21 protein-coding genes and 1 tRNA gene are annotated in these 22,723 nt (G+C 69.4%); 7 read left to right on the top strand and 15 right to left on the bottom strand.

What is annotated here, in order from left to right; translation table 11 throughout:
* Positions 1–314 precede the first annotated feature (314 nt).
* The 6 genes from ABB33_RS08820 to ABB33_RS08845 all read left to right on the top strand — a co-directional run bounded on the left by ABB33_RS08820 (position 315) and on the right by ABB33_RS08845 (position 8,386).
* Positions 315–950, top strand: a complete 636-nt coding sequence (locus ABB33_RS08820; protein ID WP_225546687.1) for an RNA polymerase sigma factor — start codon at positions 315–317, stop codon at positions 948–950.
* Positions 925–1,917, top strand: a complete 993-nt coding sequence (locus ABB33_RS08825; protein ID WP_056931872.1) for a FecR family protein — start codon at positions 925–927, stop codon at positions 1,915–1,917. The genes ABB33_RS08820 and ABB33_RS08825 overlap by 26 nt, the downstream gene beginning before the upstream one ends.
* A gap of 121 nt (positions 1,918–2,038) precedes the next feature.
* Positions 2,039–5,377 (top strand): TonB-dependent receptor domain-containing protein, encoded by a 3,339-nt coding sequence (locus ABB33_RS08830; protein WP_056931873.1) that lies wholly within the window; start codon positions 2,039–2,041, stop codon positions 5,375–5,377.
* Positions 5,378–5,446: 69 nt separating this feature from the next.
* Positions 5,447–7,057, top strand: a complete 1,611-nt coding sequence (locus tag ABB33_RS08835) for an alkaline phosphatase D family protein (protein WP_152985022.1) — start codon at positions 5,447–5,449, stop codon at positions 7,055–7,057.
* A gap of 82 nt (positions 7,058–7,139) precedes the next feature.
* Positions 7,140–7,691, top strand: a complete 552-nt coding sequence (locus ABB33_RS08840) for a ComEC/Rec2 family competence protein (RefSeq protein WP_056931875.1) — start codon at positions 7,140–7,142, stop codon at positions 7,689–7,691.
* Positions 7,692–7,693: 2 nt separating this feature from the next.
* On the top strand, positions 7,694–8,386 hold the full coding sequence (locus ABB33_RS08845) for a ComEC/Rec2 family competence protein (RefSeq protein ID WP_056931876.1): 693 nt from the start codon (positions 7,694–7,696) through the stop codon (positions 8,384–8,386).
* Between the two features lie 120 nt (positions 8,387–8,506).
* On the opposite strand, the gene ABB33_RS08850 is transcribed toward ABB33_RS08845, so the two are convergent.
* The 13 genes from ABB33_RS08850 to ABB33_RS08910 form a co-directional block, all read right to left on the bottom strand.
* Positions 8,507–8,581: transfer RNA gene (locus tag ABB33_RS08850), tRNA-Val, on the bottom strand.
* A 157-nt stretch (positions 8,582–8,738) separates the two neighbouring features.
* Entirely contained in the window at positions 8,739–9,092 is a 354-nt protein-coding gene (locus ABB33_RS08855; protein ID WP_054663692.1) for a PilZ domain-containing protein, read from the bottom strand.
* A complete protein-coding gene (locus tag ABB33_RS08860) occupies positions 9,089–10,048 on the bottom strand; it encodes a DNA polymerase III subunit delta' (protein ID WP_056931877.1) in 960 nt (319 codons plus the stop codon). The genes ABB33_RS08855 and ABB33_RS08860 overlap by 4 nt, the downstream gene beginning before the upstream one ends.
* Entirely contained in the window at positions 10,045–11,106 is a 1,062-nt protein-coding gene (gene mltG, locus ABB33_RS08865) for an endolytic transglycosylase MltG (protein WP_056931878.1), read from the bottom strand. The genes ABB33_RS08860 and mltG overlap by 4 nt, the downstream gene beginning before the upstream one ends.
* A 130-nt stretch (positions 11,107–11,236) precedes the next feature.
* Entirely contained in the window at positions 11,237–12,580 is a 1,344-nt protein-coding gene (locus ABB33_RS08870; RefSeq protein WP_056931879.1) for an aminodeoxychorismate synthase component I, read from the bottom strand.
* Positions 12,581–12,742: 162 nt separating this feature from the next.
* Complete coding sequence (fabF, locus tag ABB33_RS08875) at positions 12,743–14,005, bottom strand: beta-ketoacyl-ACP synthase II (protein WP_056931880.1); 1,263 nt, start codon at positions 14,003–14,005, stop codon at positions 12,743–12,745.
* 238 nt (positions 14,006–14,243) lie between these two features.
* A complete protein-coding gene (gene acpP, locus ABB33_RS08880; protein WP_005415509.1) occupies positions 14,244–14,483 on the bottom strand; it encodes an acyl carrier protein in 240 nt (79 codons plus the stop codon).
* A 148-nt stretch (positions 14,484–14,631) separates the two neighbouring features.
* On the bottom strand, positions 14,632–15,375 hold the full coding sequence (fabG, locus tag ABB33_RS08885; RefSeq protein WP_054663678.1) for a 3-oxoacyl-ACP reductase FabG: 744 nt from the start codon (positions 15,373–15,375) through the stop codon (positions 14,632–14,634).
* Between the two features lie 79 nt (positions 15,376–15,454).
* On the bottom strand, positions 15,455–16,399 hold the full coding sequence (gene fabD, locus ABB33_RS08890) for an ACP S-malonyltransferase (protein WP_056931881.1): 945 nt from the start codon (positions 16,397–16,399) through the stop codon (positions 15,455–15,457).
* Between the two features lie 95 nt (positions 16,400–16,494).
* Positions 16,495–17,277, bottom strand: coding sequence for a BUD32 family EKC/KEOPS complex subunit (locus ABB33_RS08895; protein ID WP_056931882.1), 783 nt, complete (start codon positions 17,275–17,277; stop codon positions 16,495–16,497).
* A gap of 72 nt (positions 17,278–17,349) precedes the next feature.
* Entirely contained in the window at positions 17,350–18,315 is a 966-nt protein-coding gene (locus ABB33_RS08900; RefSeq protein ID WP_054663669.1) for a beta-ketoacyl-ACP synthase III, read from the bottom strand.
* A 90-nt stretch (positions 18,316–18,405) separates the two neighbouring features.
* Positions 18,406–18,600, bottom strand: coding sequence for a 50S ribosomal protein L32 (gene rpmF / locus ABB33_RS08905; protein WP_054663666.1), 195 nt, complete (start codon positions 18,598–18,600; stop codon positions 18,406–18,408).
* 106 nt (positions 18,601–18,706) lie between these two features.
* On the bottom strand, positions 18,707–19,216 hold the full coding sequence (locus ABB33_RS08910) for a YceD family protein (RefSeq protein WP_054663663.1): 510 nt from the start codon (positions 19,214–19,216) through the stop codon (positions 18,707–18,709).
* Between the two features lie 113 nt (positions 19,217–19,329).
* On the opposite strand from ABB33_RS08910, the gene ABB33_RS08915 reads away from it, so the two are divergent.
* Positions 19,330–19,902: a Maf family protein gene (locus ABB33_RS08915; protein WP_056931883.1), complete on the top strand. Its 573-nt coding sequence runs from the start codon at positions 19,330–19,332 to the stop codon at positions 19,900–19,902.
* A gap of 7 nt (positions 19,903–19,909) precedes the next feature.
* Here ABB33_RS08915 and ABB33_RS08920 read toward each other — a convergent pair whose 3' ends face one another.
* The gene (locus tag ABB33_RS08920) at positions 19,910–21,766 is read right to left on the bottom strand and encodes a hypothetical protein (RefSeq protein WP_225546686.1); all 1,857 of its coding nucleotides are present in this window, start codon (positions 21,764–21,766) and stop codon (positions 19,910–19,912) included.
* Positions 21,763–22,707 (bottom strand): glycosyltransferase family 2 protein, encoded by a 945-nt coding sequence (locus tag ABB33_RS08925; protein WP_056931884.1) that lies wholly within the window; start codon positions 22,705–22,707, stop codon positions 21,763–21,765. Before ABB33_RS08925 ends, ABB33_RS08920 begins: the two co-directional genes overlap by 4 nt.
* Positions 22,708–22,723 lie beyond the last annotated feature (16 nt).

A 22,723-nucleotide genomic window follows, 5' to 3' on the forward strand; every position in this document is an offset into this window, starting at 1 on the left:
GATCGCTCCATCCTGTTCCGTCCTCCGGCGGCGCAACGATAGCGTGCAGTCGGCGGAAAGCCGAGTGAAACCTGTACCTGCCAGGCGGGCCGCAAGCCGGTGCGCAGTGTGCCCGGGCCTGCGCAACATGGGCGGCCAGCGGTGGGCGGCACCGCGCCGGCACCGGCCCGGCGGCACACCGCCTGCGAGCATGGCAGGCCCCTGCCCAAGCACACCCGGGCAGTACGGCCATGGCCGGCTGTAACCGGACTGCAACCGTGGCCGCGGCATGATCCCGCCCTTGCGTGCCGGGGGACGGTGCCGGGGAAGGTCGCGTGTCGCTTTCAATTGAAGAGACGGGGGCAACGGATGCCCTGCTCGACGACAGCGGAAGGACGCGCTGGTTCGTACGCCACATCCTGCCGCACGAACCGGCGCTGCGTGCCTGGCTCGGGCGCCGGCACGGCGCCGGCTTCGACGTGGACGACATCATCCAGGAAAGCTACGCCCTGCTGGCCGAGCGCACGCGGCTGGACGACATCCTCAATCCACGCGCCTATCTGTTCCAGGTCGCGCAGTCGCTGGTGATACGCAACCTGCGCCGCGCGCGGATCGTGCCGATCCAGGCGATGGAGGATTTCGGCCACATCGAGTTCGCCGACGCCGCCGCGACCCCGGAAGAAAGCGCCATCGACCGCGATGAGCTGCGGCAGCTGGCGCAGGCCATCGCCGCCATGCCCGAGCAGACCCGCGAGGCGTTCGTGCTGCGCCGCGTGCACGACCTGCCGCAGCGGGAAATCGCCAGGCGCATGCGGCTGTCCGAAAGTACGGTTGAAAAGCACATCTCGCGTGGCATCCGCTGGCTGGGCGAATGGATCACCGCCAGCCTGGCCCGCACGCCCTCCCCCTCCCCCTCCACGCTGCACACGGAAACGAGATCGACCCATGGACGGACGCGAAAGCAGCGGTGAGATCGCACGGGCCGCCGCGGCCTGGGTGGCACGGATGGATCGGGCACCGCTGTGCGCCGCCGACCAGGCACGGCTGCGCCACTGGCTGGCCGCCGACATCCGCCGCCGCGGTGCGTTGGTGCGGGCGCAGGCACTGTGGCTGAAGGCCGCCGCGGCCGGCAATGCGCTGCCACCGACACGGCTGCCGGAGCGAGCCAACGCCACCGTGCAGACCGCGCCACGCGCCCGCCAGGGCAGCGCCCGCCGGCGCACGCTGCTGCGCTGGTCCGGTGCGGCAGCGGCCTCGTTGATGCTGGCGGCGCTGCTGTTCGTCAGCGTTCCCGTGCCCACCGCCTACGCCACCGCCAAGGGCGAAATGCGCCGGGTGCCGCTGGTCGACGGCTCGACGCTCACGCTCAACACCCAGAGCCGGGTGCGCATCCACCAGGACGATGGTCACCTGCGGGTACAGGTGGTGCGCGGCGAAGTGTTCTTCGAGGCCGCGACCAATGCCACGCCATTACGGGTGGAAGTCGATGGCCGCCGCTTCGACGCGAACGCCGCCGCGTTCGCAGTGCGCCGGCTCGACGGCCAGCCCGCGCAGATCGTGGTGCAGAACGGCAGGCTCGATGCCGTGGACGGCAACGCGGGCGGCGCCGGCATCGGCGCCAACATGCGCCTGTCGATACCGTCCGGGCGCGGCAGGGTCGCGCCCACCCCACTGTCCGCCACCGACCTGCAACAGGAACTGGCATGGCGCGACGGCAAGATCGCCTTTCGCGGCGAGTCGCTCGCGCACGCGGCGCGCAGCTTCTCCCGCTACAGCGACATCCGGATCGTCATCGCCGACCCGGAGCTGGCCAGCGAACCCATCACCGGCCTGTTCGCCGCCAGCAACCCGGTCGGATTCGCGCGCGCCGCGGCCGCGGCGTTCGGCGCCCATGCAAGCCAGGGCGACGGCGTGGTCGTCGTCAGCCGGCAGCACTGAACCACGTCGGCGCGGCACGCCGTCCACGCACATGAATTTTTCGTGACAGATGGAGGAAGCACCCGGTGCCGCAGCTCTATGGAGGGACCCCGTCGGGCACCCCCACACCAAGAGCAGCGAGATGATCCAACCGAAGAAGCTCCTACTGGCCAGCGCCGTGGTATTCGCACTGGCCTCCGCATCGCAGGCGATGGCGCAGCAACGCAACTTCAACGTACCGGCGCAGCCGGCAGCGCACGCGATTCCCGAGTTCGCCAGCCAGGCCGGCGTGCAGATCGTGGCGCCCGCCGGTTCGCTGCAGGATGTCAGCACGCCGGCCATCCGTGGCGAGATGGATGCCCGCGACGCGCTGCGCAAACTGCTGCAGGGCACCGGGCTCGAGATCGGCTCGGACGACGGCAGCATCATCACCCTGCGCAGGAAGCAGGCCGCCGGTGGCATGCCGGCGCAGGGCACCGGCTACATCACCGGCAGCGTGTTCGACCCGGCCACCGGTGGCTTCCTGCGCAATGCTGCGGTGCGCATCGCCACCGCCGCCGGCAGCCGCACCGTGTACTCCGGCGAGCGCGGCGAATTCGCCCTGGCCGAGGTACCGGCCGGCGAGGTCACGATCAGCGTCAGCTATGCCGGCTTCGGCGACGCCGAGAAGACCGTGCGGCTGGACGGCGATGGCCGCCAACGGGTGGACATCGAGCTCTACAGCACGCTTGCCGGGCGTGGCGCGGACACCACCCTGGACACGCTGCAGGTGGTGGGCGCACGCGAAGGCGATGCACGCGCGATCATGGAACAGCGCGCGTCGATGAACATCACCAACACGCTGTCGGCCGACAGCTACGGCGAGATCATCGACGGCAACCCGGGTGAATTCCTGAAGAACATGCCGGGCGTGGATTTCGACGTCACCGCCGACGACGTGCCGCGCAACATCTCGCTGCACGGCCTGCCGCAGCAGTACACCGGAGTGACCATCAACGGCGTCAAGCTGGCCGGCGTCGATGCCAACGACGGCGCCGCGGCCTCGCGCACCTTCAGCTTCGAGCAGTCGGCCCTGACCGGCGTCGATTCGATCACCGTCTACACCACCAGCGGCGCCGACATGGACGCCAACGCCCCGGCCGGCACCATCGACATCCGCACCCGCAAGGCCTTCGACGGCAAGGGCCGGCGCATCACCGTCGACGTCAACGGCGCCACCCACTCGGCGCTGTGGGACGGATACCGCAGCGGCCCGCGCGAAGGCGGCTACGACCAGAAGTTCCTGCCCGGTTTCAAGGCCAGCTACGCCGATGTATTCCTCGATGGACGCCTCGGCGTGGCCGCGGGCATCAGCAACAGCACCAGCCTGGTCGAGCACGTGCAGACCACCGCCAACCGCAATTACATTCCCACCGCGGCCAGCCCCGAACCTTACGCGGTCACTTCGATCGTCGGCACCAACTACGAACGCGAGTACAACCGCCGGGCCGCGTCGCTGGGCGTGGACTTCAAGGCCACCGACCAGTTGATCCTGTCGCTGATGGCGTCGGCCAGCCGCGGCGACATCGAGGCCGCGCAGCCCGCACCCACGTTCACCACCAACGCCCGCTCGCGCGGCGTGCAGGGCGACCCGGTGCTGGATTTCGTCACCCGCTCGGCCGCCACTGCCACCACCCTGAGCACGGCCAGCACCTACAACTACAAGTTCGGCCACAGCCGCAACGTGATCCCCAGCTTCGAGTGGAGCACCGAGAAGTTCCGGCTGGCCGGCAACCTGTTCTACTCCAACTCCGACAGCCAGTACGATTCGACCCGCAAGGGCCAGGTGCAGACCTTCAACCCGGTCACCTCGACCGGCAACTTCAGCGCATCGCGCAGCAGCCAGTACGAGCAGGACTGGAACATCGTCCAGACCAGCGGCCCGGACTGGAGTCTGCCGTCGAGCTATACCTTCAGCGGCCCGGCGACGGTCACCACCCGCAGCGGCAAGACCGCCGAGGCGCGCAACACCGGCGGCAGCCTGGACCTGAGCATCTACCAGGACATCGGCCGCGTGCCGGTGACCTGGAAGACCGGCCTGAAGCTGTCCACCACCCGCTACGCCTACGAGAACACCTCGGCCGCGCACAAGTGGGTCTACACCGGGCCGATGGGCAAGGCCGAACTGCTCGAGTACATCCGCAGCGACAACGCGTTCACCTTCGGCCGCGGCGGCATGACCGTCACCACCTTGAATGGCGGCAGCCTGTACATGCCCAGCCTGACCCGGCTGTACCAGATGATGCAGGCCAACCCCGAGCAGTGGACCAACACGCTGACCGCAGCGAACTGGTACGACGCCTATGTCGCCAACTCACGCCGCCTGGACGAGCAGATCGGTTCGGCCTACCTCATGGCGACGGCCGACTTCAGCCAGCGTCTGAAGGGCCAGTTCGGCGTGCGCTGGGAACAGACCCGCAACACCGGCTACGAGTTCGATCCGCTCAGCGCGCAGGAGCTGGCGGCCGCAGGCCATGCGGTCGATCCCGCCAGCGGCCGCGCCACCACCATCGACGGGCTGAAGTACCAGTACCTCACCCGCGACCGGATCGAACGCCGCAGCCGCTACGACGACTTTTTCCCCAGCGTCTCGCTGAAGTACTCCTTCGACAATGGCCTGGACCTGATCGCCGGCTACAACCGCGCCATCCAGCGGCCCGACGTGGGCATGATCGCCGGCGTGTGGTCGGTGGCCGAGACCGAGGACGGGACCGTGGTGACGGCGCCGAATACCAGCCTGAAGCCCGAGTATTCGGACAACTTCGCGCTGCGCGCGGTGAAGTACTGGGAACCGGTCGGGCTGGTCGCGCTGAACTACTACCACAACCGCATCAGCAACGGCATCGTCGCCCGCAACCTGTCGGCCCAGGAATTCGGCTACACCGGCGACCTGTATGCCGACGCGATCTTCAGCACGTCGGCCAACCAGTCCGACCAGGCCATCAGCGTCGATGCCTGGCAGCTGGAATTCAACCACGCCATGGACTACCTGCCCGGCGTCCTGCGCGGCCTGACCGTGCGTGGCGCGTACATGTACGCCAATCCGTCCGAGCCGCTGCCACGGGTGGCCTCGCAGGTCGCCCAGTTCGGCGTGGGCTGGAAGCACGGCCGCGTGCGGCTGAGCCTGAACAGCGTCTATTCCAACGAGAAAGACCGCGGCCAGACCGGCAACATCACCACGCCGGGCGGGACCATCACCCAATCGCAGCCGTTCATTCCCTATGCCGAAGTCAACCTGTCGGGCAGCTACACCGTCATCCGCAAGACCCGCGACAACGTCATGGGGCTGGAGGCGTATTTCTCGGTGAACAACCTGCTCAGGCGCCACCGCGGCACCTGGTATCCGAACGACGAGATCTGGCCCGGCAGCGCCGGGCATCACAGCCAGATCGACATCTACAGCGGCCAGAAGGCATCGATCGGCATCCGCGCCCGCTTCTGAGCAGGCCGTCCACATCCATCCGGCGCGCGCACCGCAGGGTGCGCCGCCTCCTGCATATCGAGGATGACCATGCGCACGTTTCCCGAACTGAGCCGCCGCAGGTTCCTGCTCGGTGCCAGCTCGCTGGCCCTGTTCGCCGGGCTTGCCCCGGCACGCGGCGTACACGCCGCGCCGAAGCTCGACGGCTACCCCTTCACCCTCGGCGTCGCCTCGGGCGACCCGTGGCCCGATGGTTTCGTCATCTGGACCCGGCTCGCGCCGAGGCCGCTGCACGAGCACGGCGGCATGCCGATGGTCGCGGTACCGGTGAAGTGGCAGGTGGCCGAGGACGCGCACTTCGCGCGCGTCGTACAGAGCGGCGAGTACCTGGCGCGGCCCGAGCTCGGCCACAGCGTGCACGTGGAAGTGGCCGGGCTGCAGCCCGCGCGGCCGTACTGGTACCGCTTCATGATCGACGGCAGCGATGCCAGCACGACCGGCACCGCGCGTACCGCGCCGCGCGCCGGCGATGCCCCGGAACGCCTGCGCATCGCCGTGGCTGGTTGCCAAGCCTACTTCCATGGCTGGTTCGATGCCTACCGCCATCTCAGCGGGGAGCACGACCTCGACGCCCTGTTCCACTACGGCGACTACATCTACGAAGGCAGCGAGGCGGCATCGCGCAAGGCCGGGTACGCGATCCGCGACGCGGCCGGCAACCCGGTCGAGCGCCTGCACCATGGCGACGAGCTGTACACGCTGGACGACTACCGGCGCCGCTACGCGCAGTACAAGAGCGACGCCGACCTGCAGGCCGCGCATGCCGCCGTCGCCTTCATCTGCTCGTTCGACGACCACGAAGTGGACAACGACTGGAACGGCATCTGGGACCAGGACCGCACCCGGCCGGAACTGTTCGCGCTGCGCAGGCTGCACGCGATGCAGGCCTGGTACGAGAACTCGCCGGTGCGCCGCGCCCAGCTGCCGCGCGCGGACGGCGGCACCCGCTATTTCCGGCGCCTGGATTACGGCAACCTGCTGCGCATGCACGTGCTGGACACGCGCAGCCACCGCGGCAACCAGATCTGCCCCAACCCCAGGGCGCTGGCCAAATGCCGCTTCGAGCAGGGCCAGGACTCGAGCATCCTCGGCGCGGAACAGGAAGCCTGGCTGCATGCAGGCCTGGGCGGCGGCAGCCGCTGGAACCTCATCGCGCAGCAGGTATGGGTGATGCCGCTGCAGGGGCGCGACCCCGACGGCCGCCTGCACGGCGCGTATGAGGACAAGTGGGATGGCTTCCCGGATTCGCGGCGACGCCTGGTCCAGGGCATCCACGACCGCAGACTCGGCAACGTGGTCATCGCCACCGGCGATGCGCACATGAATGCCGTGGCCGAAGTGCCGCTGCGCGACGACGAACGCGACGGCCCCGCGGTGGCGACCGAGTTCCTAGCCACCTCGATCTCGTCCAATGGCGACGGCGCGGTCGATTCGCCGAGCGTGCGCCGCTTCGGCCAGGCCGACAACCCGTTCCTGAAGCTGATCGACAACCTGCGCGGTTACCACCTCCACGAGATCAGCGCCACGCAATGGCGCACCGACATCAAGGTGATGGACCAGGTCCAGCGCAAGGGAGGGCGGCTTTCCACCCGGGCCAGCTTCATCGTCGAACCGCACGTGCCGAAGCTGCACCGAGCATGACGGCCACGCCGGCATTTCCACGTCCATGTCCACATCGGCATTCCCGCGGCTGCCGGTCGGCCGCGATGCCCCCCACGAGCCCATGAACACACGCCTCCTGCTCCTCGCCTTGCCGGTGCTGGCCACCAGCGCCTTCGCACAGCCGCCGGAAATCGGCCAGCCGCTGCCGTCCTGGCGCGAAGGCGAACTGGACATCCACCACATCAACACCGGGCGCGGCGACGCCCTGTTCTTCATCCTTCCCGACGGCACCACCCTGCTGGAAGACGCCAGCGGCAAGACGCTGGAGGCTGCGCCGTTCTCGTTGCCGAGCCGCCCCGATGCCTCGCGCCCGCCGGGCGAATGGGTCGCGCGCTACGTACAGCGGGTGATGCCGCCCGGCCACGGCGGCATCGACTACGCGCTGCTCTCGCATTTCCATGGCGACCACATGGGCGCGATTACCGCCGACTCCCCGCTCGCCGCCAACGGCGCCTACCGGCTCAGCGGCATCACCCAGGTCATGGAGTCCGTGCCGATCGCCACGATCCTGGACCGCGGCTGGCCGCATTACGATTTCCCCGGGCGATCCGCAACGCCACGGTCGACAACTACCGCCGGTTCCTCGACTGGCAGATCCGGCACCGTGGCCTGAAGGTGGAGCGCTTCGCACCGGGCCGCAACGACCAGATCGCCCTGCTGCATGCGGCCGGCAACTACCCGGGCTTCGAGATCCGCAACCTATACGGCAACGGCCAGGTCTGGACCGGCAAGGGCAACGGCACGCGCGAACTGTTCCCGCCGCTGCACACCCTGGGCAAGGACCAGCAGCCGATCGAGAACATCCTCAGCAACGCCTTCGTCATCCGCTATGGCAGGTTCGATTACTTCAGCGGCGGCGACCTCAGCGACGAGCGCGTCGCCCTGCCCGATGGCGACGGCGCCTGGCAACAGGTGGAACGGCCGGTGGCCGAAGCCGCCGGCCCGGTCGATGCGATGAAGGCCAACCACCACGGCAGCTGGGATGCCAACAGCGCCGCGTTCCTGGCGGCGCTGCGGCCACGCGTGATCGTGGTGACCACGCGCGCCGAAGGCCACCCGGCGGTGAACACCTGGCACCGGCTCACCTCGAAGGCGCTTTGGCCCGGCGAGCGCGACATCTTCGTCACCCACGTATCCGAGGCCACCGCGCGCACCACCTACGGCATCGAGCGGCAGGCGCGCAGCACCCAGGGCCACGTGGTGATCCGCACCGCCCCGGGCGGCGACAGCTACCGCGTATTCGTGCTCGATGACGGCGACGAGCGGATGCGGGTCAAGGCGGTGTTCGGCCCCTACGCGGCGCAGTGACGGCAACCGGTCGCATCGCGCAACCCGCGGTGCGTCCCGGACGGCGGGCGGTCCAGACCACAGGAGGCAAAACGCAAAAGACCGGCCTGGGGCCGGTCTTCATGCGTTGCAACAATGTCTTGGTGGGCGGTGCAGGGTTCGAACCTGCGACCCTTGCCGTGTGAAGGCAATGCTCTACCGCTGAGCTAACCGCCCGTGTTGCGAGCCGCTAATTATAGGGGGAATCGCGAAGACGTCAACGGATCGATGCAACTTTTTTGCGCGCCCGGTCCGGCACCGCGACGGGCCCGCCAAGGGGCCCGCCTGCACGCGCATCCTGCGCCCTTTGGGGAGCCGGAGGCGCCCACGCCGCCTACATGGTGTGGGTCGGCTTGTCCGAACCGGCGGTGCCGGCCAGCAGGGTCTCGATGCGGCCGCGGATGGCCTCGCCATCGGCACCGTCGGCCAACTGCACGCCGATCCCGGCCTGGCGGTTGCCCTGCGCGCCCAGCGGCGTGACCCAGACCACCTTGCCGGCTACCGGCAGGCGCTCGCTGGAATCGGGCAGGGTCAGCAGCACGAACACTTCGTCGCCCACGAAATAGCGCTTGGGCGTGGGCACGAACACGCCACCGTTCTTCACGAACGGCATGTAGGCGCTGTACAGCGCGGCCTTGTCCTTGACCGCCAGGGAAAGAATGCCCTGGCGCGCGTTCGTCGCACTCATCGATTGTTTCCTTTGGATGGCGGCGGGTTGGCCGCGGCCCAGCCCAGCAGCAGCTCCACCATCGCCAGATCGGCGCGCACCGTGGTGCGCAGCAGGTCGCGGGCGCGGTTGGCGGCATCGAACCAGGCGGCCAGCTTGTGCAATCGGCCCGGATCGGTCAAGCCGTCGGTGGCCCGGCGCAGGGCCAGGTCGGCGGCATGCCGCAGGCGCAGGTCGGCATGCTCGTCGCCGCTCCAGCGCTGGGCCAGCTCCACCGCGCCGACGCGCCCGCCGGCGAGCCTGTCCAGTTCCTCGGCCACCTGCCGGCGCAGCGCCATGCCCTCGCCCTGCAGCCAGCGGTCGGCCAGCCCGGGATGGCCGCGTGCGGCGTCGAGCGCTTCGCGCGCAGCGCCTTCGGCATGCCCCTGGCGCTGCAGCCAGGCCAGCGCCTCCTCGCGCGGCGGCAGCCGGAACTCCAGCCGCTGGCAACGGCTGCGGATGGTCTGCGGCAATCGCGCCGGGTCGGCGCTGACCAGCCACAGATAGCGGCCCGGCGCGGGTTCCTCCAGCGTCTTGAGCAGCGCGTTGCAGGCGGCACGGTTGATCGCATCGGCCGGGTCGACGATCACCACCTGGGCCGCGCCGTACTGCGGCGTCAGCGCCAGCTTCTGCGAGATCTCGCGCACCTGTTCGATCACGATCTCGGTACGCAGCTTGTCGCCGGTCTTGTTGGGGATGAAGGACACCACCTGCAGGTCCGGGTGGGTGCCGGCGGCGATCAGCTGCGCGTTGCGCGTGCGCCCGGCCGCATCCATGCCGGTATCCAGCACGTGGCGGGCCAGCGCCATCGCCACCGCGCGCTTGCCCATGCCGGCCGGCCCGCACAGCAGCAGGCCATGGCCGAGGCGGCCGGCATCCAGCGCCGCCACGGTCTGGTCATGGGCGCGCTGCTGCCAGGGGGCGAAAACGTCGCTCACTGCTGCGCCTCCGCCGCGCGGTTCCCGCGCAGCTGGCGCAGGTAGCGCGCCACGGCCGCGTTGTGTTCGGCGTAGGTCGCCGAGAACACGTGTGCACCGCTGCCGTCGCCGACCGCCACGAAGTACAGCGCGTCGCCCGGTGCCGGGCGCGCGGCTGCGGCCAGCGCATCCTTGCCGGGCATGGCGATCGGCGTGGGCGGCAGGCCGGCCCGGGTATAGGTGTTGTACGGCGTGTCGGTGGTCAGGTGGACCTTGCGGATGTTGCCGTCGTAGGCGCTGCCGATGCCGTAGATCACGGTCGGGTCGGTCTGCAGGCGCATGCCCATTTTCAGGCGGCGCGCGAACACCCCGGCGATCTGCGGCCGCTCGGCGGCCAGGCCGGTTTCCTTCTCCACGATCGAGGCCAGGATCAACAGTTCGTAGGGCGAAGCCAGCGGCAGGTCGTCGCTGCGCGCGGCCCAGGCCGCGGCCAGTTCCTTTTCCATCGCCGCATGGGCGCGCCCGAGCACGTCCAGGTCGCTGTCGCCGCGCTGGTAGACATAGGTTTCCGGCAGGAAACGGCCTTCCGGATGCTGGTCGGGGAAACCCAGGCGGCGCATCAGCTCGGCATCGTCCAGCGCATCGGTTTCGTGCAGCAGCGGCTCGGCCCGCCGCAGCGCGGCGCGCAGCTGGCGGATGTTCCAGCCCTCGACGATGGTCACGCGGTGCTGCAGCACCTTGCCCTGGCGCATGCGCAGCAGCAGTTCGCGCGGGGTGATCGCGTCATCCAGCGCGTACTCGCCCACCTTGAGCTTGCCGGCGGCGTCGAGCTGGCGTGCCAGCAGTTGCCACTGGTAATCGCGGCCTTCGCCGATGCCGGCCTGGCGCAGCTTGCCGAGCACGGCATTGAGTCCGTCGCCGCGGGCGACCACCACGCTGTCCTGGCTCGGCGTGAGCCGCACCTCGGCGAACTGCACCTGCCGGTAGTAGAACCAGCCGCCGATGCCGACGACGATGCCGGCCAGCGTCAGCAGCAGCAACAGCACCGTCAGCAGACAGCCGCGTTTGCCAAGCCCCATGGATTACCTCGAAGTCCGATCCTGCCGCGCAGGATACCGCGCGCCGCGTCGCGGCCGCCAAGCAATCGCCCGGCGCGGCTGCCGGCGTTGATGGCCGGGCAGGCTGACCGCCATGGCGACGGCCGCGGCGCTACAGCGCGCGCAGCAGGCCGCGGGCCTTGGCGCGGGTCTCGTCCAGTTCGCGCGACGGGTCGGAATCGACCACGATGCCGGCGCCGGTGCGGAAACACACGGTATCGCCCTGCACCTCGGCGGTGCGGATCAGGATGTTCAGGTCCATGTCGCCATCGCGGTTGAGCCAGCCGAACGCACCGGTGTAGGCCCCCCGCGCGGTCCGCTCCAGCTCGGCGATGATTTCCATGCAGCGCACCTTGGGGCAGCCGGTGATGGTGCCGCCGGGGAAGGTCGCGGCGATCACCTGCCCCGGGGTCACCTCCGGGCGCAGCCGCGCGCGCACGTTGCTGACGATGTGGTGCACGTGGGCGTAGCTTTCGACCGTCATCAGCTCGTCCACCTCGACGCTGCCCGGCGCCGCGATGCGGCCCAGGTCGTTGCGCTCCAGGTCGATCAGCATCACGTGCTCGGCGCGCTCCTTGGGGTGGCCGACCAGTTCGCGGATGCGCGCGGCATCGTCGTCGCCGTCGAAGCGCGGGCGGGTGCCGGCGATCGGCCGGGTCTGCACCACGTCGCCTTCGACCGACACCAGCCGCTCCGGCGAAGAACTGACCACCGCGCGCCCGGCCGCATCGAACAGCCCGGCGAATGGCGCCGGATTGGCCTGGCGCAGGCGCGCGTACAGCGCCGCCGGCGCCAGCGGTCGCGCGAAGCGCGCCTGCCAGCGGCGCGAGAGATTGACCTGGAACACATCGCCGGCATGCAGGTAGTCGATCACCCGGCGGACACCGTCGATGAACTGCGCGTCGGCGTCCTCGTCCAGCGCCAGCGGCGGCTGCCAGGCCGGCAGGTCCGGTAGTTGCCGCGCCGCGTGCAGGTCCTGCCGCAGCTGCTCGAACACGGCGTCGCGGCCGTCCTCGGCCAGCGCCATGCAGCGCCCGCTGTCGCGGTCGCGCAGCACCGCCGCCGGGCAGCGCAGGGCCAGCGCCGGGGGCAGTCCGTCGCTGCGCTGCGGCAGGCGCAGCACCGGCTCGACCTGCCCGGCCAGCTCGTAATCGAGCAGCAGCGCCCAGCCACCGCGGAACGGAACCCCCGCGGCAGCCGGGTCGCGCGCGGTGCGCAGCGCCTGCCAGTCGCGGTCCAGTGCGTCCAGGAAGCCGCCTTCGACCGGCGTACCGTCTTCGCGCCGCACCGTGCCATCGGCATCAAGCCGCAGTTGGCCGCCATCGGCGACCAGCAGCAGGTCCCAGCGCCCCTGGCGACCGGCGGCGGTGGATTCGAGCAGCAGCGGGTAGCGCTGCGGGGCGAGCCGATGCAGCGCCAGCAGGTCGGTGTCGGCGTGCAGGGGGAAAAGATGCATCGGTGACCCGGAGATCAGGAGGGCGGTGCGTTCCGCCGACAGGAGAGGATTCCCTGCGGGGCGGGTGCGGAAACCGCGGAGCCGGTGCGGGTGGACGCGGCCATGACCCCGTGCGCCCGCGTGCCGCCCCTCTCCCGGCGGGGAGAGGGTACAGCCGCTGGATCAGACGCGCTTGAACACCAGCGTGCCGTTGGTGCCGCCGAAGCCGAAGCCGTTGGACATCACCACGTCGACCTTGGCCTGGCGCGCGACGTTGGGCACGTAGTCCAGGTCGCAGCCTTCGCCCGGCTGGTCCAGGTTGATGGTCGGCGGGATCACGTTGTCGCGCAGCGCCAGCACCGAGAAGATGGCTTCCACGCCGCCGGCGGCGCCGAGCAGGTGGCCGGTCATCGACTTGGTGGAGCTGACCATCATCCGGTAGGCGTGGTCGCCGAAGGCGGTCTTCATCGCCATGGTCTCGCCCACGTCGCCCAGCGGCGTCGAGGTGCCGTGCGCGTTGAGGTAACCGACCTGCTCCGGGGTGACGCCGGCGTCCTTCATCGCCGCGACCATGCAGCGCGCGGCGCCTTCGCCGTTCTCGCTCGGTGCGGTCATGTGGTACGCGTCGGAGCTGGCGCCGAAACCGGCCAGCTCGCAGTAGATCTTCGCGCCGCGCGCCTTGGCGTGCTCGTATTCCTCGAGGATCAGGATGCCGGCGCCGTCGCCCAGCACGAAGCCGTCGCGGTCCTTGTCCCACGGCCGCGAGGCGCGGGTCGGGTCGTCGTTGCGGGTGGACATGGCCTTCATCGCGCAGAAGCCGCCCACGGCGGTCGGCGAGGAGCCGCGCTCGGCGCCGCCGACCACCATCACGTCCGCGTCGCCGTACTGGATCATGCGCATGGCGGTGCCGATGGAATGATTGGACGTGGCGCAGGCCGAAACCGCCGAGAACGACGGCCCCTTCAGGCCGGCGATGATGCTCAGCTGCCCCGGCAGCATGTTGATGATGGTCTTGGGCACGTAGAAGGGCGAGATCTTCTTGCCCTCGTGGAACTCGATGGTCTGTTCCTCGATGCCCAGCAGGCCGCCGATGCCGGCGCCGACGATGGCACCGACCCGCTCGGCGTTGGCTTCGGTGATCTCCAGGCCCGAATCGTGCAGGGCCATGAACGAGGCACCGAGGCCGTAATGGATGAACGGGTCCATCTTCTTGGCATCCTTGCCGCTGACCCGGTATTTGCCGAACTGTTCGTTGTCGGCGGTGATGTCGAAATCCTTGACCTCACCTGCGATCTTGGTGGTGAAGCGTTCCAGGTAGGCGTCGGCGATATGGGTCAGCGGACCGATGCCGGAACGGCCTTCGATGATGCCCTGCCAGCTGCTGGCCAGATCATTGCCCAGGGGCGAGACCATGCCCAGGCCGGTAACGACGACACGACGCTTCATTGCGGTTTCTCCTGACCCGGTGCTCGATGCGGGTATGACGCGGGGGACGCGGATGCACATGGCCGTTCACGGCCGGATTACGGACTGCGTGGACCTGCCGCTGGCGCGGCTTCCACACCAACCGGACGGGACCGCTGCGCGGCCGGCGCCCGAATGGGATGGGGCCGCTGTCGCGGCCCCATGGGCTTGCCGTGCGCGGCGTGCGGAACTGCCGCCGCCGCGCATCAGCCGCCGGTCATCAGGCCTTGACGTGGGCCTTGATGTAATCGATGGCGGCCTGCACGGTGCTGATCTTCTCGGCTTCTTCGTCCGGGATCTCGCACTCGAACTCTTCTTCCAGCGCCATCACCAGTTCGACGGTGTCCAGCGAGTCAGCGCCCAGGTCATCGACGAACGATGCGCTGTTGGTGACTTCCTCTTCCTTGACGCCAAGCTGTTCGACGACGATTTTCTTGACGCGTTCTTCGATGGTGCTCATTGGATATCGCTCCAGATGGAGTAGTGGTTCAAAAGGCGCCATCGGAAGCGATGGCCGTGGGATAGTGTAGTGGAAAGCGCCGGGGCCTTGCATTCTGGGAAAATGCCCCGGCGATCAACCACTTGGGCGCGTTCCCTGCGCCTCACGCTTACGGCATGTACATGCCGCCGTTCACGTGGAGGGTTTCGCCGGTGATGTAGCTGGCCGACGGGCCGGCCAGGAACGCCACCGCGCGCGCGATGTCCGCCGGCTCGCCGAGGCGGCCGAGCGCGATCTGGCCGAGCATCGCGGTCTTGGCGTCCTCGGGCAGATCCTTGGTCATGTCGGTGTCGATGAAGCCCGGTGCCACGACATTCACGGTCACCCCGCGGCTGCCGATTTCCTTGGCCAGCGACTTGGAGAACGCGATGATGCCGGCCTTGGCCGCGGCGTAGTTGGCCTGGCCCGCGTTGCCGGTCACGCCGATCACCGAGGCGATGTTGATGATGCGGCCCTTGCGTGCCTTCATCATGCCGCGCATCACCGCCTTGGAAGTGCGGTACACGCTGGTCAGATTGGTGTCGAGGATCGCCTGCCAGTCCTCGTCCTTCATGCGCATCAGCAGGTTGTCGCGGGTGATGCCGGCGTTGTTGACCAGGATGGTGATGGCACCGAATTCCTTGCCCACCGCGTCGATCAGCGCGTCGACCGCGCCGGGCTCGGTGACGTTCAGCGCGCGGCCGTGGCCGCCCTGCGCGGCCAGGCGTGCGCCGATGGCGGCGGCGCCGGATTCGGTGGTGGCGGTACCGATGACGGTCGCGCCCTGCGCGGCCAGTTCGTCGGCGATGGCCGCGCCGATGCCACGGCTGGCGCCGGTGACGAGCGCGATTTCACCCTGCAATGGCTTGCTCATGCGGTTTCCTCTTGGTGCGCCGCAGGCTGCGGCTGCAGGTCGGGGCCGGGCGCGGACGCCGGCGGCCGTATCGTAGGGGTCAGGCGGCCCACTCTTCCAGCGCGCCGGCGAAATCGGCCGGGGTGGTGAGCGAACGGCCATCGATGCTCTTGTCGATGCGCTTGACCAGGCCGGCCAGCACCTTGCCCGGGCCGCATTCGGCCACGCGGGTCACGCCGCGCGCGGCCAGCGCCTGCACGCAACCGGTCCACTGCACCGGCAGGTACAGCTGGCGCACCAGCGCGTCGCGGATGGCGTCCACGCCCTCATGGACCTGGGCGTCGACGTTCTGCACCACCGGCAGCGACGGCATGCGCCAGTCCAGCCCGGCCATGGCCCCGGCCAGCCGGTTGGCGGCCTCGCGCATCAGCGGCGTATGCGAAGGCACGCTCACGGCCAGCTTGACCGCCTTGCGCACGCCCTTGTCCGCCAGCAGCGCCAGCGCCCGGTCGACCGCCGCGGCGTCGCCGCCGATCACGATCTGGCCCGGGGAGTTGAAATTGGCCGGCACCACCACCTGGCTGCCGCTGGCCTGTTCGCAGATTTCCTGCACCAGCGCATCCTCGGCGCCGAGCACCGCGGCCATGGCGCCAACGCCTGTCGGCGCGGCCTCCTGCATCAGCTGGCCGCGCAGCCGCACCAGGTGCGCGCCATCGCGCAGCGACAGCGCGCCGGCCGCGACCAGCGCGGTGTACTCGCCCAGGCTGTGCCCGGCCAGCACGGCCGGCATGGCGCCGTTGTTCGCACCCCACAGCCGCCACACCGCGATGCCCGCGGCCAGCAGCGCCGGCTGGGTGTATTCGGTGCGGTTGAGCTGCTCTTCCGGGCCACCCTGCGACAGCGCCCACAGATCCACGCCGGCGCCCTCGGAGGCTTCGGCGAAGGTATCGCGGACCTGCGGGTGCAGTTCGGCCAGTTCGGCAAGCATGCCCAGCGACTGGGAACCCTGGCCGGGGAATACGAAAGCGAGTCGGGAGTCAGTCACGCGGTCATCTGCTGCATGAATCGAGGCGGCGCATCATAAGCGTGAATGCCCCCGCCCGTCTGTACTGGCGCGTATGCACGCCGGCACCGCCCGGCTCAGGTGAGCAGCGCCAGCAGGTCCAGTTCGCCGTCGGCAAGCCAGTCCAGACACAGCACCACCAGCGCGGCGCAGGCGAAGCTGGTGGCCGCATGCACGACGAGGATGGCATGGGCCAGCGCCCGCCCGGACCTGCCCGCGCGCCGCAGCACGCGGGCCAGCCGCCGCAGCCGGCCGGTGACTTCGTGGGCATGCTCGACCACCGGCCGGTCCGCCACCTGCATCGCGCCGGCCAGCATCGCCTTGAGCGCCTGCGGGCGGTCCTCGTAGTACCGGGCCACGCCGTAGCCGAACATCAACCAGTCGCGCGCCTGCGCCTGCTCCAGGTCCATGACCTCCAGCGGGTCTTCCTCGAAATCGATGAAGCCCACGCGGCTGCCGTCCCAGGTCATGTTGCGCGGCAGCGGCTGGCCGAAATAGGCGCCACCACGGTGGGCCTCGGCAATGGCATCGATGGCGGCCGCCACCAGGCGGTCGCGCGTGGCCGCGTCGGCTTCGCGCAGGCAGGAATTGAACGAGGCGCCGGTGTGCTCGAGCACCAGCGCGGCCTTGCCATGCCCGATCACCTCGGGAACATTGACGCCCTGCGCCTTGAGCTCGACCAGGCGGCGCGCCTCGACCTCGCGCGCCTGCGCGCCGCCGCGGTGCGGCGGCGGACGCAGCGCGTCGAGCCGGAAACGCCGGGCAACGAAATTCAGCAGCCCCAGGGCCAGCGCCCGGCTGCTTTCACCATAATGCTTGAGCCATGCGCGCTGCCCTTCGATGAGAATGGGTTCAGCCATGACGACACCTCCCGGAAACAGCGGCCCGTCGGGCCGCACCGGGAGCGTCGTGCTCCCGGCCAATCCGGCATATCAATAGCGCAGCAGCGCCGAACCCCAGGTGAAGCCGCCGCCGAAGGCTTCCAGCAGCAGCAGCTGGCCACGCTCGACCTTGCCGGAGCGGATCGCGTGATCCAGCGCCAGCGGCACCGAGCCGGCCGAGGTGTTGCCATGCTTGTCCACGGTCACCACCACCTGGTCCATCGACATCTCCAGGCGCTTGGCCGTGGCTTCGATGATGCGCAGGTTGGCCTGGTGCGGGATCAGCCAGTCCAGGTCGGACTTGTCCAGGCCATTGGCCTGCAGGGTTTCGTCAACCACCGAGTCCAGCGCCTTGACGGCGTACTTGAACACGTCGTTGCCCTTCATCGTCAGCTTGCCGGGCTTGTCCAGGCCGGTCGACACGCCGGCCGGATGCCACAGCAGTTCCTTCTTGCTGCCATCGGCATGCAGGTGGGTGCTGAGGATGCCGGTTTCCTCGTCGGCCTTGAGCACGACGGCGCCGGCACCGTCGCCGAACAGCACGCAGGTGGTGCGGTCGTTCCAGTCGACGATGCGGGTCAGGGTTTCCGCGCCGATCACCAGCACATGCCGGGCATCGCCACTGCGGATGAATTTGTCGGCCACGCTCAGGGCGAACAGGAAGCCCGAACATGCCGCATTGACGTCGAACGCCGCCGCGCCGGCCGCGCCGAGGCGCGCCTGGATCAGGCAGGCGGTGGACGGGAAGATCAGGTCCGGCGTGGTGGTGCCCACGACGATCATGTCAAGCTGCGACGGCTCGATGCCGGCCGCTTCCAGCGCGCGCAGCGCGGCGTTGTAGCCGAGGTCGCCAGTGGTCTGTCCGTCGGCGGCGACGTGCCGCTCGCGGATACCGGTTCGCGACTGGATCCACTCGTCACTGGTGTCGACGATCTTGGTCAGATCCTCATTGGTCAACACCTTCTCGGGCAAATAACTACCGGTGCCCGCGATCCTCGAGTAGATCCGCTTGCTCATGCTGGTTCCTGTTGCGCGGGTCCACCATGCGGCGGGCCCGGAAGAAATCGGTGCGGGGGCCGCCACCTCGCGGTGGCGGCCCGACGCGGATCAATCTTCTTCGACGACCGAGGTCTTGGTCGTGATCACCTTCTTGCCGCGGTAGAAACCATCGGCGGTGATGTGGTGACGCAGGTGCACTTCGCCGGTGGTCGGGTCGGTGGACAGCTGCTTGGCGCTCAGCGAGTCGTGCGAACGGCGCTGGCCGCGGCGGGACGGGGTAACACGGGATTTCTGCACAGCCATGGGATTGCTCCAAACTCGGTTCGTTCGTTTCGTCGTTGCAGTGCGCGTGATGCAGGCATCCGGCACTGGTTTTGCTTTCGCCGCAGCCGCCGACGACAACCGGCTGCTATTGTTTCTTCAGCGCCGCCAATGCCGCGAACGGATTGGCCTTGCCCAGTTCCTCGCTGGTCGCGGAGAAGTCGCGTTCGACCGCCTCGCTTCCCGGCGCCACCGGTACCACCGGCACCGCCATCACCAGTTCGTCCTCCACCAGGTCCAGCGGCCGCAGGTTGCCGTCTTCCGGCACCAGCAGCGCTTCGTAATCCGGCGGAAGCGCCTGTTCCTCGTCCTCGTCGCGTACCAAGCCCAGCCGCTGCACCAGGTGCACCGGCAACAGGAAACGCTGCATGCTGCGCTGGCACACCAGCGGCAGCGCGGCATCGATGGTCAGTTCGACATAGGCGACCCGCAGGATCTCGTCGCGACCGAATTCCAGCGCATAACTGCACTCTCCTTCGGCATCGGCGACCAGTCCCTGCAGGCGTGCCAGTGCGGACAACGGCACCCGGCCTTCGAAGCGCCTGCGCGCTACGACCATCCGCCAAGCATCCAGCAATTCGGGCACGTTCGCGGACATAAGCTGCAGAATGTTAAGGACAGGCCTGCCGGCTGTCAAATCCATCGTGCCGGCATTGCCAGCGCGCCAGCCGCGCCGCAGACTCGGCGCCGCTTCCACGCCGGTATTGTCGCATGCCTGCCCTGATCCTCGCCTCCACTTCCCGCTACCGGGCCGAACTGCTGTCGCGGCTGCGGCTCCCGTTCAGCTGTGCCGCGCCGGCGGTGGACGAGACGCCGCTGCCGGCCGAACCGCCCCTGCAGTTGGCCACCCGGCTCGCGCGGGCGAAAGCCACCGCGGTGGCCGCCACCCACCCCGGCGCGTGGGTCATCGGCTCGGACCAGGTCGCGGAACTGGACGGTGCGCCCCTCGGCAAGCCGGGCACCCGCGAAGCCGCCCGGACGCAGCTGGCCGCGATGTCCGGCCGCCAGGTGCTGTTCCATACCGCGGTCTGCGTGAGTGATGGCGAACGCCACCTGCAGGCGGTCGACCTGACCCGGGTCGGCTTCCGCACCCTGCACGCGGACGAGATCGAACGCTATGTCGACGCGGAACAGCCGCTGGACTGCGCCGGCAGCTTCAAGTGCGAGGGGCTGGGCATCACCCTGTTCGAGGCCATCCACACCCAGGACCCGACCGCACTGGTCGGCCTGCCACTGATCGGCCTGTCAAGGCTGCTGCGCGAAGCCGGCCTGGCGCTGCCCTGAACCCGTTTCAGCGCGCCAGCCCGACCCGGCACCACTGGTACGGGTATCGGCCCTGGCCGATGCGGCTGTCCAGGGTCACGCACGATCCTTCGTCCAGGACCAGGCCGTAGCCGGCCAGCTGCTGCCGTGCCAGTTCACGTGCCTGTACCGAAGCATTCGCCGGTTCCTGCCTGGCGCCGCGACGCGGCCCGAGGCGGCATTGCCCAGGGTCGAGCACCTCGACCTCCGCGCGCAATCCCCGCGCCTTGCCGGCCAGCCAGCGCAGGCGGTCGCAGCCACGCCCCGTGGTCAGGCCAAAGACCTGCGCCCAGCGGTTCAGGCGTGCCCAGCGCGCCCCATCCTGGCGCTGCGCGGCAGGAAGCATCGCGAAGCGCTGTTCCCGCGCCCCGACCATGGCGGCCAGTCGTGCGCGGTAGGCGGGAGACTCGGGGAAATTGGTCGCCACCCCCACATAGCGCGCCTGGCCGGGCAACCACGGCACCCGCCAGGCCTGGGGATCGCTGCCAACCAGCAGCACCACGCTGCGCTCCGGCGCGGGCATCGGCGGCGCCTCCACGCTGAAGCCCTGGCGTGCCCAGCGTTCGTGCCCCCATGTGTTCCAGCCAAGCAGCGAGGCCACCGCCACGATTCCGAGGACCCAGCCGCCCACCTTGGCCGCGCGTCCACCCGGCAGCAGGCGCTGGCACAGGAACCACAGCACCAGGGGCGCCAGCAGTTCCAGCACGACGAGGTAGCGATGGATGCTGAACAGGCCTTGCCAGAGCACGTAACCGATGCCGAAGAACACCAGGACCACCCGCATCGCCGGTGCGAATGCAGGCACCGCCACCGTCCTGCGCACGCACTGGCGCAACAGCAGCGCCAAGGTCGCCACGTACAGCAACGGCCAGATCAGCTGCAGCAACCGGATCTCGCTCACCCGCAGCGGATCGACCGCGAACTGCAGCGGCCAGGTCAGGTGCTCCCACGCGTCGCGCGGCAGCCAGCGGACATCGGCCACCGATATCGGCGCGGCCAGCGGCCCCTGGAACAGCGCGTTGAACTGCGGGAACAGCGGGTTGCCGAATGCCTGCCAGACCTGCAGGTACCACCCGCCGGCCAGTGCCGCGGCCACCACGAGCGCAGCCAGGGTCAGCACGCCCACGCCGGCCAGCCGGCGCCACCATGGGCCGCCCGCGCACACCGCAGCCACTCCCAGCGCCACGGCGTAGATGGCGTTGGTCAGCTTGAGCGCCACGGCGATGCCGAGCACCGCACCCGCCACCGTCCAGGCCAGCAGCTCGGCACGGCGCACGCCCTCGGCCTGGCGTCGTTGCGCCAGCAGCACCATGTACAGCGCCGCGGTCACGAACAGCGCGGTGGTGTTGTCGGCCATGCTGCCGCCGAACTCGGACAGGAAGGCGCTCGTGCACAGCCCCGCCAGGGCCAGCAACGGCGCCAGCCGGGCCCGTCGCGGCTGCCCGCGCAGCGCCAGCCAGGCGATGCCGGCCAGCGGCAGGAACACCAGGCCATGCAGTGCCCCCAGCACGAACCCCGCCAGCGGTGCCGGCAACCGCGCCATCAGCAGGTAATGGAACACATCCAGCAACGGGCTGAAGTAGCTCTGCATCTGCGCCGGCGCCAGGTCCTGCAGCAGCCGGCCATGCAGCAACGCATAACCGTTGTAGAGGTGGTAGTTGCGCAGGTCCCAGTTGGCATCCTGTCCCAGCAGCAGCGAGACGATGCCGCCGACCAGCATGATCGCCGCGGTGGCGCGGCCCACGTTGCCGGGCGTGTCGAAGGCGAACCCGCGCTCAAGCACGGCGGCGATGCGGCGCAGCGGCGCGGAGATCCGTCGCGCGCCAAACACGCGTGCGGCGCTCATTGCCCGTCCCCGCCGGCCCGCACCGGCGCCGGTACCGCCAGGTAGGCCATGTGCTTGGCTTCGATGCGGCCACGGGTCACCGTGTCCAGGATCAGCCCGCAGGCCAGCAGCAGCAAACCCATCAGTGCCAGCGCCGCGCACAGGACAGCGGTCGGGAAGCGCGGCACCAGCCCGGTCTCCAGGTACGTCACCAGCAGCGGCACCGCCAGTACCACCGAGAGCAGCATGCTGGCGATGCAGCCGATGGAGAAGAACAGCAGCGGCCGTTCGCTCTTGAACAGCTTGGCGATGGTGCCCAGGATCCGCCAGCCGTCGCGCCAGGTGCTCAGCTTGCTCTCCGAGCCGTGCGGACGCACGCCATAGGCGGTATCCATTTCGGCCACAGGCATCCGCAACTGCAGCGCATGCACGGCCAGTTCGGTCTCGATCTCGAAACCACGGGCATGGGCCGCGAACGAACGCACGTAGCGCCGCGAAAACACCCGGTAGCCGGACAACATGTCGTCGAAGCTGTTGCCGAACAGCATGCCCGCGCAGCGGGTCAGCAGCACGTTGCCGAGGCGGTGGCCCGGGCGATACGCCGCCTTCTGCTGGTCGCGGCGCGCGCCCACCACCATGTCCAGGCCGTCGTCGAGCAGCCTCTGCACCAGCCGCGGTGCCGCCGCCGCTTCATAGGTATCGTCACCATCGACCAGCACGTAGATGTCGGCATCGATGTCCGCGAATCCCCGCCGCACCACGTTGCCCTTGCCCTGCAGCGGCACCTCGAGCACACGCGCTCCCGCCGCCCTGGCCGCCGCCGCGGTGCCATCGCGGGAGTTGTTGTCCAGCACGACGATGTCCGCCCCGGGCAGATGCCTGGCGAAATCGCCGACCACTTTGGCGACGGTAGCCGCCTCGTTGTAACAGGGCACGAGGACGGCAATGCGGGTTCTATCCATGAATGTCGGTACCGGC

The sequence above is a fragment of the Stenotrophomonas acidaminiphila genome, from assembly GCF_001431595.1.
Lineage (GTDB): Bacteria > Pseudomonadota > Gammaproteobacteria > Xanthomonadales > Xanthomonadaceae > Stenotrophomonas > Stenotrophomonas acidaminiphila.

Bases quoted from the DNA above. Each gene is read 5' to 3' on its own strand.
- ABB33_RS08895 (WP_056931882.1), bottom strand. From the start codon at position 17,277: ATGGCTGAACCCATTCTCATCGAAGGGCAGCGCGCATGGCTCAAGCAT.
- acpP (WP_005415509.1), bottom strand. From the start codon at position 14,483: ATGAGCACCATCGAAGAACGCGTCAAGAAAATCGTCGTCGAACAGCTT.
- rpmF (WP_054663666.1), bottom strand. From the start codon at position 18,600: ATGGCTGTGCAGAAATCCCGTGTTACCCCGTCCCGCCGCGGCCAGCGC.
- ABB33_RS08830 (WP_056931873.1), top strand. From the start codon at position 2,039: ATGATCCAACCGAAGAAGCTCCTACTGGCCAGCGCCGTGGTATTCGCA.
- ABB33_RS08900 (WP_054663669.1), bottom strand. From the start codon at position 18,315: ATGAGCAAGCGGATCTACTCGAGGATCGCGGGCACCGGTAGTTATTTG.
- fabG (WP_054663678.1), bottom strand. From the start codon at position 15,375: ATGAGCAAGCCATTGCAGGGTGAAATCGCGCTCGTCACCGGCGCCAGC.
- ABB33_RS08910 (WP_054663663.1), bottom strand. From the start codon at position 19,216: ATGTCCGCGAACGTGCCCGAATTGCTGGATGCTTGGCGGATGGTCGTA.
- ABB33_RS08920 (WP_225546686.1), bottom strand. From the start codon at position 21,766: ATGAGCGCCGCACGCGTGTTTGGCGCGCGACGGATCTCCGCGCCGCTG.
- mltG (WP_056931878.1), bottom strand. From the start codon at position 11,106: ATGGGGCTTGGCAAACGCGGCTGTCTGCTGACGGTGCTGTTGCTGCTG.
- ABB33_RS08825 (WP_056931872.1), top strand. From the start codon at position 925: ATGGACGGACGCGAAAGCAGCGGTGAGATCGCACGGGCCGCCGCGGCC.
- ABB33_RS08835 (WP_152985022.1), top strand. From the start codon at position 5,447: ATGCGCACGTTTCCCGAACTGAGCCGCCGCAGGTTCCTGCTCGGTGCC.
- fabF (WP_056931880.1), bottom strand. From the start codon at position 14,005: ATGAAGCGTCGTGTCGTCGTTACCGGCCTGGGCATGGTCTCGCCCCTG.
- ABB33_RS08840 (WP_056931875.1), top strand. From the start codon at position 7,140: ATGAACACACGCCTCCTGCTCCTCGCCTTGCCGGTGCTGGCCACCAGC.
- ABB33_RS08855 (WP_054663692.1), bottom strand. From the start codon at position 9,092: ATGAGTGCGACGAACGCGCGCCAGGGCATTCTTTCCCTGGCGGTCAAG.
- ABB33_RS08915 (WP_056931883.1), top strand. From the start codon at position 19,330: ATGCCTGCCCTGATCCTCGCCTCCACTTCCCGCTACCGGGCCGAACTG.
- ABB33_RS08870 (WP_056931879.1), bottom strand. From the start codon at position 12,580: ATGCATCTTTTCCCCCTGCACGCCGACACCGACCTGCTGGCGCTGCAT.
- ABB33_RS08925 (WP_056931884.1), bottom strand. From the start codon at position 22,707: ATGGATAGAACCCGCATTGCCGTCCTCGTGCCCTGTTACAACGAGGCG.